The organism is Kamptonema sp. UHCC 0994 (assembly GCF_029167235.1).
Taxonomy (GTDB): Bacteria; Cyanobacteriota; Cyanobacteriia; order Cyanobacteriales; family Microcoleaceae; genus Kamptonema.
The window spans coordinates 97,812-112,874 of the sequence record NZ_JARFTR010000194.1 but is presented as its reverse complement, the minus strand read 5'-3'; the positions used below and the strand labels follow the sequence as shown (position 1 = coordinate 112,874).

Genomic DNA, 15,063 nt, shown 5'->3' with positions numbered 1-15,063 from the left:
GAAGGTCGCTTTATATATCCTGGGTTTGCGGAGAAATCAGGATAAAATTCTGATTTTGGTAAAGTAAAATATTGGAAATGAGAGTTTCTGTCACCTGAAATTAGGGAAACTTATCCTAAAATTAGTAGGTGCAGAATAATTTAAACAATATTAGTCTCTATCAGGTGTGCTATGCTAATCTCTGCAACTTCAGTCAAAGCGATCGCATTTATAGACGCGGCGATTCCTGACTTTCAATCTCTCCTCAACGGCGTAGACTCAGGCACAGAAGCAATTGTAATAGATTCATCACGGGACGGTATAGAGCAAATTACCGCAGCCTTAGCAAGTCGCCAAAGTATTAAAAGTATTCACATTGTCTCTCACGGTAGCCCTGGAAGTTTGCAGCTAGGGTCAATTTGGCTGAATTCTAATAATTTAGACACCTATACTCAGGATTTGCAAAAGTGGTCAGCGGCGTTGGCAGATGATGCAGAGATCCTTTTGTATGGGTGCGCGGTGGCCGCAGGGAAGAAGGGAAAAGCTTTTGTACAACAAGTTAGTCAGTTAATAGGGGTGGATGTTGCGGCTTCGGTTAGTTTGACGGGAAATAAAGCATTAGGTGGTGACTGGGATTTAGAAGTCACAACCGGCGAGATTGATACACCTCTAGCCTTCACCTTGGAGGCACAACAGAATTTTCAGGGAATCTTAGCACCATTCACGCCTGGAAATTTAGTAGTAGTAAGAATTGGCGACGGTAGCGGCACACTTTCACCTGATGCTAACCCTGTCTTCCTAGATGAATTTCCAACTTCAGGTTTCTTACCACTACCAGTACAATCGATCGCACTTCCCACCGCTATTTCTGGTAGCAACCGCCGCTTGACAATGAGTGGTACAGCATTGTCTGAGGGAGCACTAAACCGTTCAGCTAATGGGCAGTTTCTCACCGTTGCAGGTTATGATGCCAATGTCGCTACAACGGACATTGCCAATACAGACAGCGTGACAGTGAATCGGATCGTCGGCAGAGTCGATCTCGCAGGTAATATTGATACAACCACTGCGATCGATGACGCTTACAGCGGTACTATCAGCATCAATCGCAATATTCGCAGCGCCGTAACTGTTGACGGTAATGCCTTCTGGACAGGTGGGGAAGATGCAATCAGCGGCACGCGCTACGTCACTTTAGGCAGCACGGGTGCAAGTACCATGATTAGCACCCCTTTGCCTAATACTCGCGTTATCAATATTTTCAAGGATCAACTTTATACATCTTCCAGTGCTGGTAGCAACGTAGGAATTAACACCGTCGGTACAGGATTACCAACTACTGTTGGGCAGTCTACTACACTGTTACCAGGCCTAACAAATACTGACAATTCTTATGCTTATGTATTGCTCGATCGCGACTTTGAGACTCCCGGCCCTGATACTCTTTATGTGGCAGATCAAGGTGGCCAAGGCTTACAAAAGTTTTTCTTTACTGGAACAACCTGGATGGCCACAGGAAATATCCTTGGCGATCTCACTGGTTTAACTGGATATATAAACACCAGCGGACAAGTTGAATTGTATGCAACTTCTGGCAAGAATCCTGGCAATCAAATCGTTAAGATTACCGATACAAATGCCTTTAATCAACCTATTTTTGGTTCTTTTAACACGGTAGCAACTGCGGCTACAAACACCGTTTTCCGAGGTTTAGCATTCACTCCCAACCAACAACCTAATCTGGTTTTGATCCCACTTAGCACTGGTTATACTGAAAATTCCCCGCCTGTAACCTTTAATGGAGTGTTCGTTGATAATTTTGACTCACCCAAAGTAAATGCCGGCAATCTCACCGTAGATTTCTCTGCTAACGGGACGACCAATGACCGTTTATCTATTCGCAATCAAGGCAATGGTGGGGGTCAAATTGGGCTAGACGGCAGAATTATTAAATATAGTGGTATTCCTATTGCTACTTATACGGGTGGTATCGGTACTGACCCTCTAGTTATTACTTTCTATGTCAACCCCACAAACTATATTACCAAAGCTCTGATCGAAAATATCACCTATGAAAATGTCTCGGAAAACCCTACAAATGGTATTAGAACTGTCCGCTTTGTGCTTAGTGGTGGCGACGGCGGCGCAAGCAATGAAGCAACACAAGATTTCTACGTTAGTAATAGCAATGATTCACCTGTAATTGACAAGCTAACGACTCTTTATGATGCTTCTTTAAATACTTTACCGCAGACTCAGGGATGGTTGTATCAAAATTTGCCACCCAGTACGGTAACGCCGACAATTAGCAGCGGCTTGACTAACCTTAATACTACTACTTCCTCTGCCGATCAAGCAGGCTTTAGTAATACCGCAACAACTCTCGATCGCTTCTACGGCTATACTGTCAGTTTCAATGCCCAAATTATATCAGAATCTCGCACAGCTAGTGCTAATAAAAATAATGATGGCAAGGACGATCGCGCAGGCTTTAGTGTTATTGTCCTCAGTAGTGATAAAAAAGGGATTGAGTTAGATTTCTGGAGCGATCGCATTTGGGCACAGGATGATGGCACAACTCAATTCAGTCCTTTCTTAGAACCAGATACAGTCGGTTTCCCTCCTAGCAATTTTCGCACCCTTTTTACTCAAGCTGAAGGTGTTAACTTTAACACTACAAATTTAACCTCCTACGATCTTACTGTCTTTGGCAACAACTACACACTTTTTAGTGGCGGCGTTCCTCTTCTCAGCGGCAAACTGAGGGATTATACGGCTTTTGTTCCCCAATCAGGCTTTCCAGATCCTTATGAAACCCCTAATTTGATTTTCTTGGGTGATACTACTACGGCTGCACAAGCTAATGTAAATATCGGCAATATTTCGGTAGTTTCTAACCCACCTTTCACTTCTCCTTTCAGCACTTTAACGGTGAATGAAGACACAGAATTGCCGATTACAGATGTCCGTATTACTGATGTTGACGCGGGCAATAACAACATTACTGTCGTTGTGTCAAGTCCCTTCGGCCAACCCATTGCTAAATTTGTTCCTGGCGGGGTAACGAACATTTTTAATGGGGTAGGTGGTATCACCTTGAATGGCACTCTTAATGAGATTAATACCACTTTTTCTGCTGCTAATGGATTAACATATTTGCCCAATCTCCATTACAGCGGCAATACTTATGTAGAGATCCAAGTCAAGGATAATGGCAATACTGGTGGGGGTATTTTAACTGATACAGAAACCATACCAATTACTATCACTGCGGTAGCTGACGTGCCAACTGTGGCGGCTAACGATGCTGCGGGTGTGGTTAATAATGCGATCGCTCTTAATATTACACCTATTTTGGTAGATTATGATGGTTCAGAAGTCATTGATTCTATTGAGATTTCTGGGGTTCCTGCGACAGCATCTTTATCAGCAGGAACTAACAATGGCGGTGGTATTTGGACACTTACTTATAATGATTTGACAGGTTTAACGCTAACTTCTAGTGCGATCGGTTCAATTAATTTGAATGTCACTGCTACATCAAAGGAAGTTTCTAATAATGACACCGCTACAAGTTTACTTACTCCCTTTACTGTCAAGGTTGATGACCCTGGCACATTCCATTTCAGCGCTCCCACCTACAGTGTTAATGAAAATGGTGCAACTGCTACTATTACTGTTGAACGCACTGGTAGCGGTAATGTAGTGGCTGATGTTAATTATAGCACTTCTGATGGTAGTGCGAATGCAGGTAGTGACTATACTACTGTCAATGGTACTTTAAGTTTTAGCATTGGCGAAATCAATAAAACTTTCACTATTCCAATTACTAATGATACTTTAGTAGAAGGGAATGAGACAGTTGATTTAAGTTTAAGTTCTCCTACAAATGGTGCAACTTTGGGAGTGCAAAATATAGCGACATTAACAATTAACGATGATGATTTTGCTGACCCTGGTACATTCAATTTCAGCAATCCCACTTACAGTGTTAATGAAAATGGTGCAACTGCTACTATTACGGTAAATCGTACAGGTAGTGCTAATGTTGCTGCTAATGTTAGTTATACCACTTCTGATGGTAGTGCGAATACAGGGAGTGACTATACGGCTGTCAATGGTTCTTTAAGTTTTGGGATTGGCGAAAATAGTAAAACTTTCACTATTCCTATTACTGATGATCCTTTAGTAGAAGGAGATGAAACGGTCAATTTAAGTTTAAATTCTCCCACAAATGGTGGAACTTTGGGCGCGACTTCTCAGGCTGTTTTGACTATTGTAGATACTACTCCAACGCCGACACCTGTTCCCACGCCAATACCTACACCATCAGTTACCCCAACACCAACACCAATTCCATCAAATACGCCAATTCCATCAGTTACACCAACACCAACACCAGAACCGACTCCAACGCCAACACCAACACCAATTCCATCAGTTACACCGACACCATCAGTTACCCCAACTCCAACGCCATCAGTAACTCCAATTCCATCAATTACACCGATTCCATCAGCAACTCCAATTCCATCAGCAACTCCAATTCCAACACCAATACCAATTCTATCAGGAACTCCAACACCAACTCCGATTCCATCAATTACACCGATTCCATCAGCAACTCCAATTCCATCAGCAACTCCAATTCCAACACCAATACCAATTCTATCAGGAACTCCAACACCAACACCAATTCCATCAGCAACACCAATTCCATCAGTAACTCCTATTTCATCAGAAACGCCAATTCCATCAATTACACCGATTCCATCAGTTACGCCAATTCCATCAGCAACTCCGATTCCATCAGCAACTCCAACTCTGACATTAATTCCTTCGCATTTTGAGGAAAATGATTGTATTTGCAAACAGATTAGCTTAGCAAGTCTGAGTTCTATTCTTGGCCCTAATTCGACCGATCGCACTCTCATTGGTACTGATAGCGATGACAGCATTATAGGTAGCAACGGCAATGATGCGATCGATGGTTTTGGCAGTAGTGACATCTTATTTGGTCAGCCGGGAAATGATAATATTTATGGGGGATTTGCTAGCGAATTTCCTATTGGTTCGGAAAGCGATCGCGACTTACTTCTAGGTAATGAGGGTAATGATTATATTAATGGTAATGCTGGCAATGATACTATCTTTGGAGGTAAGGATAATGATGTGGCGATCGCGGGTAAGGATGATGATTTAGTCTGGGGCGATCGCGGTAATGATACTATACTTGGCGATGAGGGTGCAGATAGCCTATTTGGAGGCACTTTCAACCCCTTCGATCCTGATTTGAATGGTCGCGATTTGCTATTTGGTGGTACGGGAAATGACTTTTTGAGTGGACAAGAAGGGGAAGATACGCTTGTGGGGGGTGAGGATAATGATACTATACAAGGCGGCAAGGATAATGATGTGATTTTGGGTGGCGATCGCGATGATTTGTTGTGGGGCGATCGCGGTGATGATAGTATCTGTGGTGGCGATGGGGATGATACGATTTTTGGTGATACTGGCAGCGCGATCGCACTCGCTTCTGATGGTGAACAAGATTGTATCTGCGGTGGAAATGGCAATGATTTGATTTTTGGCGGTGAGGGTGACGATAAGCTAGACGGCGATGAAGGTAATGATACTCTCTACGGTGGCAAAGATAATGATACTTTGACGGGGGGAAGTGGTAATGATTGGCTTTGCGGGGATTTGGGGGATAATGTACTTGTGGGTGGGAGTGGTAGCGATCGCTTTGTTTTGGGTTTAGGGGGAAGTGATGCGATCGCAGATTTTACCGTTGGCGAGGATTTATTGATTTTAACGGGTGGCTTGACTTTTGAGCAATTAAGTGTTAGTCAAGATGTTGGTGGAAGTTTAATCGCGATCGCTACAACTGGTCAAGTCTTAGCCACCATTAGTGGAGTGCAAGCTAATCTGATTACTCAAGATAATTTTACGCTAATTGGGTAATTGCTAAGAGTTCATCTTTGTCGGGCAAACTTAGCATAATCACCCAACCATTCTGACTTAGGATTTAGTTCAAACAGCGTGACTTCTATCATTGCCAATAATAAATTTTTTCTCTTTAGCGATCGCTTGCGATAAATGACTGATTCCTGCACTATCTTAACGTAATTTTCCCACGAAACATCTGTCAATACTTTAATGCCTAAATCGCCAATCATCCGCTGGCGAAATTCTAAATGTTTCTGCAACATTTCCTCTAAACTAATATCTGGATAGTGAATCCGTACAGTTTAGATTTAATATAGGACAATAGCCATAAAAAACAAAGCGAGAATAAAAAAGTGATAAGGATACCTACTTTCTGACCAAACCAATAGAAAGTAGCTAAAATTGGAATGAGAGACACAAAAATAAAACTGCTCAATATCGACCAGAAGATTTGTGCTGCACTACTCGATTTCATAGTATTTTTGATGGGTTGATGAAGATGTTGGCGATCGCCAATTTTAGGCAAGAGAAGATTTACTAATTTTAACAGGTGGCTTGACCGAGCAACGCGAAACTGTATAAATTTAACCCGCGCAGGCGGGTTTTGTTTGTGTAGACGCGGTTTCTAACCGCCCTCTTAATCCCCTCTTAACCGCCCTTTTAACATTCCTTTTAACATTCCTTTTAACATTTTAACATTGCGCGATCGCCCAAGCCCGAAGCACCTCAGCCACCGTCCACGCCTGGGCAATACAACCCCTCGGCTGCATGGGGGCATCCCCATCAAAAATCTCACTTAAACTCCCAACCCCGTGCGCCAATAGATGATTAGCCATAGGTTCCAGAAATTCCCTAACTAGCGCCGGATCTTTGTATACCTGTAAGTGAGCTAAAGCAAAGGAGCCGATCGACCAGCCCCACACAGTACCCTGATGATAAGCACCGTCTCGTTGTAAGCGATCGCCTCCATAAATACCTTGATATTGCGGATCTTCCGGGGAGAGACTTCGCACACCGTGAGAAGTGAGAAGATGTTGAGCACAAACATCCACTACACACCGTTGCTGAATTGGCGTGAGTAAGGAGGGATAACCAGTCATTTTTTTACTCCCCGCCAGTGCCAAGAAAGGGTTAGCAGCTTGGGGAGATGGAGAAGAAGCTGGAGAAATCTGCAACGAAACCGCGAATAACTGATTAGGCCTAAGTGAGGCATCATGGCCGCCGGGCCCGTCCAAAACATCGTAACAATAACCCACCCCATCATTCCAGAAACGAGCAAAACCCTTTGCCGTCCCCTCAGCCAATCTCTCATACTCTATGTGAGACTTGCCCAGCCTTTGAGCAAAATACACCATAGCCTGTAGAGCATTGTACCAAAGAGCGCTAATCTCAATCGGCTTGCCCATCCGAGGAGTCACCACCCAATCATCAACCTTTGCATCCATCCAAGTGAGCTGTACGCCCGTTTCACCAGCATAAATTAAACCATCATCAGGGTCGAGATGTATATTATAGCGAGTCCCCTGCCGATGCCAGTCAATAATTTCTGCCAAGACAGGCCAGAGTTCCCCTAGAAGTTGGTCGTCCCCAGTCGCCTCACAATAAGCACGGATTGCCTCAAAATACCACAGCGTCGCGTCCACAGTATTATATTCAGGAACATCCGCCGTATCAGGAAAGCGATTTGGCAACATTCCCCGATCTACATAGCGAGAAAAAGTGCGAAGAAGCGACCGCGCTACGTCGTAACGCCCAGTACAGATTGTGAGACCTGGTAGGCTAATCATGGTATCGCGACCCCAATCGCTAAACCAAGGATATCCAGCGATGATCGTTTTGCCGTCGGGTTCGTCAGGTAGGGGACGGTTGACAATAAACTGGTCGGCGGCTAACACTAAATGGTTCACCCACTCAGGGTTATCACTCACTTTTGACCATGTTTGCAGCAATTGTTCCTCGTAAGTGCGACGCAATTCTAAGGCGGCTTCACCGTTTAAATCGGGATTTTTCTCAGTGCTAGCTATGAAAGTGAGAAAGCCTCCCGGTTCAATCGTGACGTGAAAAGTCGCTGCGTGCAGATGATTCTCACAATAATCCATGCCGCGATATTTTTCTACTGCCAAGTCAAAACCGTAATGCCAATCATAAGCGGGTAGAGAAAGGTGAAATTTAGCATCTGGTGAGGCATCTGTGAGCAGATAGAGGGGTACAGCTCTAGGAAAAGCAGTCACGCAGACTCCTTTTTCTATAGGATCGATGCTCATCCGCCAATCGTCGGCGTTAGTGATGTGGTGGTAGTCGCGATAATTGACTAAGGCTTTAATCGCGAGGGTTAGGGGTTTTGTGGCGCGGCGCAGGTAGTAGCGAGTATAGGTTGTGTTAGCACCTTGCTGCATCCAAATCCGCTTTTCTAGGAGAGCATCAGCACAAGCAAAGCTCCAGACGGGTGTAGTACCTTCGAGGTGAAAGCGTTCGATGTGCTTGTAGCCGTGCGGTTCCACAGTGCCGTCAGCCCAACGATTTGTATAAAGCGGATAAGTATAATTATTGTATAATGCGGTTTCGTCCAACTTTGCCAGCATCAAAGTGCGGCCCAGCGGCGGTTTGAGAGCTGCCACCAGCATACCATGATAGCGGCGAGTGAGCAGATTCGCGATCGCTCCCGAAGCATAACCGCCGATACCGTTTGTTACCAACCACTCGCGAGACTCTACCGAGTCGAGATTCCCGCAGATTTCCCGTCCAAAGGCAATGACCATAAAAAAGTAGGCTCACATTACGTTTAATTATGCTCACCAAATTGGTGCAAGCTACAATGCAGATTTTGCGATTTTTTGCTGTTTTTTCAGTTACAATTATAGCACTTGTTTACTCTGTCTAAAGTTAGTTGTTTATAACTTTAACTCTAGTTACTTTCAAAATAGGCGTTTTAAAGTTAAACTCACCTTGACACAATGGGCGATCGGAGCAAAGCTAAAATTTTTACATCTATTTGCTTCACCCCAACAATTGCCATCGCCATCATCAAAAAGTAAAATTAAATTTGAAAGAGGAAAATTAAACGTGAAAGTTGGTGCAGAATATATCGGGTTAGGAAAGTGTAAATTTACAGTTTGGGCCCCCACTCTTAAAGAGGTAGCCGTACAAATTGTTTCCCCAGAACAACGCCTCATTCCAATGGAAAAAAAATCCGAAGAAGGTTACTGGGAAGTAACAGCTACAGACATCAAACATGGAACGCTTTACTATTACCAACTCGAAGGAATCACCGACAAGCCAGATCCAGCATCCAGACATCAACCACAAGGCGTACATGGGCCCTCTGAAGTCATCGATAGAAGTACATTTATCTGGACAGATTCAGAGTGGAAAGGCGTTCTTTTAGAGGAAATGATTATCTATGAATTGCACGTCGGGACTTTCACCATTGAAGGTACATTTGAAGCCATAATTCCCAGACTGGAAGAACTAAGAGATTTGGGAATTAATGCCATAGAAGTTATGCCAGTTTCCCAATTTCCCGGCGAACGGAACTGGGGCTATGATGGTGTCTATCCCTACGCAGTGCAAAACTCCTATGGTGGGCCGGAAGGGTTCAAAAAACTTGTGAATGCCTGTCACGAACATGGCATTTCAGTAATTCTAGATGTCGTCTACAATCACCTCGGCCCCGAAGGCAATTACCTCTCTAAATTTGCCCCCTACTTTACAGATAAATATCATCCTATTTGGGGAGATGCTCTAAATTTTGACGATCAATATAGCGATGGAGTCCGCAATTATTTTCACGAAAATGCTATTTATTGGTTCCAGGAATATCACATTGATGCTCTGCGTTTAGATGCCATTCAAGCAATTTTTGAGGTAAGTGCGAGACCATTCTTGGAAGAACTCACAGATGTAACTGCTGAAATTTCTCAACAACTAGGGCGAAAACTTTATCTAATCGCAGAAAGTGACTTAAATGATGTCAGAGTTGTGCGTCCAAAAGAGTTAGGTGGCGTTGGATTAGATGCCCAATGGTGCGACGATTTCCATCATTCATTACACGCCTTACTCACGGGAGAAAATGACAGGTATTACCAAGATTTTGGTAGGTGCGAACATCTAGAAAAATCCTTTAGAGAAAGCTTTGTTTACTCTGGACAATACGCCCCTCACAGAAAGCGAAAGCATGGCAATTCATCTAAAGAAGAACCGGGTCATCAATTCGTAGTGTTTTCGCAAACTCACGACCAAATCGGCAACCGAATTTTGGGGGATAGATTATCTAAAATAGTCTCTTTTGAAGGATTGAAACTCGCCGCTGGCACTGTCTTAATTTCTCCCTATATACCATTCTTCTTTATGGGAGAAGAATACGGGGAAGAAGCACCATTCTTGTACTTTGTTTCCCATTCCGATGCAGGCTTGATTGAAGCAATACGGAAAGACAAACAAGAAGAATTTAAAGCCTTTGAAGGTCGAGGTGAATTTCAAGATCCCCAGAGTTATGACACCTTCTATAACTGCAAACTCAACTGGGAAAAACAGCAAGAAGGAAAGCACAAAATTCTACGGGAATGGTATCAAAAACTAATTCAGCTACGCCGTACAATTCCCGCCTTGAAAAAACTGGATAAGAAAAATCTAGAGGTGTCTAGCAACGAAGATGAAAAAATCTTATTTCTACGTCGCTGGAGTGATGACAGTCAGATATTCTGCATCTTAAACTTCAACGATAGCAATGTCACCTTTACGATCGCACTTCCCCAAGGCAACTGGAAGAAGATTTTAGACTCTGCCGATAAAAAATGGATGGGTGCTGGTTCTCAATTGCCTGAAAAGATAATACCTGGACAGGAATTGACCGTAAAACCGCATACTTTTGCACTTTATGAGCTATAAAAGCTATAGGAGTAAGGTGGGCGCTCGCCTCAATAATTTCTAGCTATAAGTTACAAGCTTTGTGTGGCGAGCGCCCACCATACAGATAGTCTAAGTAAAGGTACGTAGTTGCGCTTTAGCGCTCTTAAAATTAAGGTAAAACTATGCAGATTCCCACAACCACCTACCGAATTCAATTCCATGCAGGTTTTGACTTTAAATCCGCCAACGACATAATTAGTTATCTAGCAGAATTAGGAATTACTGATGTTTATGCTTCACCCGTTTTTAAAGCCAGAAAGGGTAGCACTCACGGCTATGATGTTGTTGATTCAAATCACCTCAATCCCGAACTAGGAACCTCAGAAAACTTTGAAGAATTGGTGAGGACAATCCAGGAACACGGCATGGGATGGGTACAGGATATTGTTCCTAACCACATGGCTTATGATTCTCAAAATCAGTTCCTCATGGACGTACTAGAAAACGGTAATGATTCCGACTATTTTGACTACTTTGATATTGAATGGAATCATCCTGATGAAAATCTAAAAGGGCGAATACTTACCCCGATGCTGGGCAATTTTTATGGAGATTGCCTGGAAAATGGAGAGATTCAACTCAATTATGACGAAGGTGGTTTGAGCGTTAATTATTATAGCCTAAAATTGCCCGTTTGTCTTGCATCTTATGCCAAATTTATTACTCATAATTTGGGACAGCTTGCCAGAGAATTAGGAAGACAGCATCCTGATTTTATCAAATTACTGGGTATTCTGTACCTGATTAAAAGTGCGCCTTCCGAAACAAAAGGCAAAGAACGATACGATCAGATCGCTTTTGTTAAAGGTCTTCTGTGGGAACTTTATACTCAAAATCCATCAGTTAAGGAGTTTATTGATAAAAACATCAATTTTTTTAATGGGGAAAATGGCAATTCAGAAAGTTTTAACTGGCTGGATACTTTGCTTGCGGATCAGTTCTATCGCCTATCTTTCTGGAAGGTAGGAGCAGAAGAAATTAACTATAGACGATTTTTTACTGTTAATGAATTGATTTCTGTAAAAGTCGAAGAACTTAAAGTTTTTCACAAAACTCATGCTCTGATATTTCAGATGGTGGAAGAGGGGAAATTTACTGGACTGAGAATCGATCACATTGATGGACTTTATGACCCAACAGAATATCTAAAAAGACTCAGAGATAGAACCGGAGATATTTACATCACAGTTGAAAAAATTCTTGAACAAAAAGAAGACTTGCCCTCTTATTGGCCGATTCAGGGAACGAGTGGCTACGACTTTTTGAACTACGTTAACGGCATTTTTTGCTGTTGTGATAACGAGCAACAGTTCACTGATATCTACTTGAGATTTACACGAGCAAATATTAATTACGAGCAGCTTTTTAAGGAAAAGAAAGCACTGATCGTTGAAAAGAATTTAGCGGGAGATGTAGACAATTTAGCTCAACTTCTGAAAAAAATATCGGGTAAATCTCGACACGGAAATGACTTTACTCGGCTAGGTTTGGCAAGAGCACTTAGTGCCGTTTTAACAATTTTTCCAGTTTATCGAACCTATATAAATCAGGATGGGTTGAGGGAATCAGATCGTACTTATGTAAAAGATGCGATTGCCAAAGCTAAGCAACAAGAACCGCAATTGCTGAAAGAACTAGACTTTATCGAAAATTTACTCTTACTAGAAGAAGAGGAAAGTTTAACAGCATTACAAAGAGAGGAACAACGTCACTTTGTAATGAAGCTTCAGCAGTTGACTGGCCCTTTGATGGCCAAGGGAATTGAGGACACTCTTTTCTATGTCTATAATCGTCTTTTATCTCTTAATGAAGTTGGTGGTAGTCCCAGTCATTTTGGTATTTCCTTAGCTGATTTTCACGAGTTTAACCGCAAGCAACAGGAAGTCTGGCCCCATAAAATGAATGCTACGGCTACTCACGATACTAAACGGGGGGAAGATGTGCGAGCGCGAATTAACGTGCTTTCTGAAATCCCGGAAGAATGGGAAAAACAGGTGAAAACTTGGAGCGATATCAACCGTTCCCAAAGAAAAAGTCTCAATGGTCAAATGGTTCCTGCTCCTAATGATGAATACTTCTTTTACCAAACACTTGTTGGAAGTTTACCTTTTGAGGGAATTGAAAATACTGATTTTATCGAGCGGATGAAAAATTTTATGATTAAGGCCGTCCGTGAGGCTAAAGTTCACACGGCTTGGTTAAGGCCAGATAATGATTATGAGGCAGATTTTATGGCTTTTGTTGATAATGTTCTGGAGCCTTCCGAACAAAATCAATTTATCCAAGAAGTTATGCCTTTTTGGAAGCGGGTTGCTCAATATGGAATTTTTAATTCTTTATCTCAAACACTGCTGAAAGCGACTGCTCCCGGTGTACCTGATATTTATCAGGGTAGTGAATTCTGGGATTTGAGTCATGTAGATCCAGATAATCGTCGGCCAGTTAATTTTGAGCGGCGAGTTGAGGTTTTGCGGGAGATTAAGGAGAAAGCTAAGGCAGATATTTTGCCACTGATTGAGGAGCTAATTTTGACACGAGAAGATGCCAGAATTAAGCTATTTTTGATTACTAGAGTTCTGGAGGCTAGGAAAAAATATCAGCAAGTTTTTCAGGAAGGAAGCTATCAACCACTAGAGGTAATTGGCAAGTTTAAGGATTGTGTTGTAGCTTTTGCTAGAAGCTATGGCGATCGAACAGTTGTTACTGTCGCTCCCCGCTTTTTAACAAAACTGATTCAGCCAGAAGAATTGCCACTTGGTGAACAGGTATGGGGAGATACTAGCCTTGAGTTTTCGCAGGAAATACCGTCTGTCTGGAAAAATGTTATTACTGAGCAGATGATTAAAACAGATGGTAAGTTAGCAATTGGTGAGGCTCTTAAAAATTTTCCTGTGGCTTTACTGATTAGCCAATAGATAGATGTAGCGGAATTAGAAGGCGATCGCACTTTTTAGACAGTGCGATCGCACTTTTTTCTGGGCGATTAGAAATCGCGGCTATACAAACAAAGTCCGCCTACGCGGACTGAAGTAAAGTGCTTCACGCATTACTTCAAATCCAGTAAACCGCTGGTTTTCAACTTAGGATTGAAGCGAATTTCCTCTGTCACGCCCCGCGATTTTAGGGACGATAAAATTTCCGCCTCTACTCGCCGCGCGACATTTTTCAACAACTTATCTTTCGCAATTTCATCAATTACTATACTTTCGTAATTAGCCAATTCTTCAACTGTCATCGCAGGTTTAACATCGATCGGATCGTTCCACTTAGCTTGGTCAGCATCATTGCCACTAGGTATTGAACCATTCTCGGCAATCCAAGCATCTCGAATGCTTTCTAAGATGGTGCGATTTGGCCGTTCAATAGTTTGGAATTTTAACCAGTGACAGCCTTGTGATTGGCGCACTAAATGCTGTTTGAGGCTGAGATACATATCGCGAGAATAACCTACAAATTGCAAAACTTTTTGGCTGTCAAAAATTGCATAAACTCCGATTTTTCCCTGTACGCTATTAGGGACTAAACCCTCAGTGTCAATGTAGGGGATAAATTCTAAGCTATTGAGGGATGGTATTTCAGTTGTCATTGTTGATAATGAAGGAAGAAGGAAGAAGGAAGAAGGAAAAGACATAACTATGTCATTGCTTGGCAAGCGCAGCGCGTCAAGAAACCGTGCCTGTTGGCGGCGTTACGTAAACCGTGAGTCTTATTTATTTCTCTTTCTCTTACTCTTCATTGTTGAAAACTCGATAAATGGCACAGAGACGACTGGGTTTAAATATTTTAGCTTTGAACATAAAGTTAGGGGGGACGTTAATAATTTCATAATCCTTCGATTCCCGATACTTCTCAAATTCAGGAGGCATCCCTTTCGGTGTTGCTGTACTATAAGGAACTGGCTGGAAAAGTAGTTCGGCAAACTCGGCGCGATCGCACTGCAATTGTTCTGTTACTTGTTTGAGGAAGTTTTCACCCGTTAACAATGTAAATAGTTCTGCTTTAGCCTCCGCTTCTAGGGTAAAATTGCCATCAAAGCTTTCGATAATTTTCAGACCCATTTTATTTCTACCTAGTTAGTAACTACTGAGGCGATTTCAGGGATGGGAGCGATCGCTATAGTTGAACCTTGACGCGATCGCCCTTCTTCCTTCCAAAATTGCCTCTATCATATCCATATTGCAATCTACCAGAATATCAACCCATGCAGAAAGTTGAGAACACATCATT

The 15,063-nt window shown here is 42.6% G+C and carries 8 protein-coding genes; 3 read left to right on the top strand and 5 right to left on the bottom strand.

Annotated features, from left to right (window positions below; genetic code table 11):
* Positions 1 to 171: 171 nt before the first annotated feature.
* The gene (locus tag PY364_RS17520; protein WP_275524420.1) at positions 172 to 5,943 is read left to right on the top strand and encodes a DUF4347 domain-containing protein; all 5,772 of its coding nucleotides are present in this window, start codon (positions 172 to 174) and stop codon (positions 5,941 to 5,943) included.
* Between the two features lie 11 nt (positions 5,944 to 5,954).
* On the opposite strand, the gene PY364_RS17515 is transcribed toward PY364_RS17520, so the two are convergent.
* Together PY364_RS17515 and PY364_RS17510 are read right to left on the bottom strand one after the other, a co-directional pair.
* Positions 5,955 to 6,191 carry a hypothetical protein gene (locus tag PY364_RS17515; protein ID WP_275524419.1) on the bottom strand — a complete coding sequence of 79 codons (237 nt, stop codon included), beginning with the start codon at positions 6,189 to 6,191 and terminating at the stop codon, positions 5,955 to 5,957.
* A gap of 429 nt (positions 6,192 to 6,620) precedes the next feature.
* The gene (locus tag PY364_RS17510; protein ID WP_275524417.1) at positions 6,621 to 8,687 is read right to left on the bottom strand and encodes an amylo-alpha-1,6-glucosidase; all 2,067 of its coding nucleotides are present in this window, start codon (positions 8,685 to 8,687) and stop codon (positions 6,621 to 6,623) included.
* A gap of 304 nt (positions 8,688 to 8,991) precedes the next feature.
* Between PY364_RS17510 and treZ the strand changes: the two genes are divergently transcribed.
* Both treZ and treY read left to right on the top strand, forming a co-directional pair.
* Entirely contained in the window at positions 8,992 to 10,815 is a 1,824-nt protein-coding gene (gene treZ / locus PY364_RS17505) for a malto-oligosyltrehalose trehalohydrolase (protein ID WP_275524415.1), read from the top strand.
* A 143-nt stretch (positions 10,816 to 10,958) separates the two neighbouring features.
* Positions 10,959 to 13,751 carry a malto-oligosyltrehalose synthase gene (gene treY / locus PY364_RS17500; RefSeq protein ID WP_275524413.1) on the top strand — a complete coding sequence of 931 codons (2,793 nt, stop codon included), beginning with the start codon at positions 10,959 to 10,961 and terminating at the stop codon, positions 13,749 to 13,751.
* Between the two features lie 131 nt (positions 13,752 to 13,882).
* Here the strand turns inward: treY and PY364_RS17495 are convergent, their stop codons facing one another.
* The 3 genes from PY364_RS17495 to PY364_RS17485 form a co-directional block, all read right to left on the bottom strand.
* The gene (locus PY364_RS17495) at positions 13,883 to 14,422 is read right to left on the bottom strand and encodes a GIY-YIG nuclease family protein (protein ID WP_275524411.1); all 540 of its coding nucleotides are present in this window, start codon (positions 14,420 to 14,422) and stop codon (positions 13,883 to 13,885) included.
* Positions 14,423 to 14,561: 139 nt separating this feature from the next.
* Positions 14,562 to 14,894 carry a hypothetical protein gene (locus tag PY364_RS17490; protein WP_275524409.1) on the bottom strand — a complete coding sequence of 111 codons (333 nt, stop codon included), beginning with the start codon at positions 14,892 to 14,894 and terminating at the stop codon, positions 14,562 to 14,564.
* Between the two features lie 36 nt (positions 14,895 to 14,930).
* Positions 14,931 to 15,062, bottom strand: a complete 132-nt coding sequence (locus PY364_RS17485; RefSeq protein WP_275524407.1) for a hypothetical protein — start codon at positions 15,060 to 15,062, stop codon at positions 14,931 to 14,933.
* Between the last annotated feature and the right edge of the window lies 1 nt (position 15,063).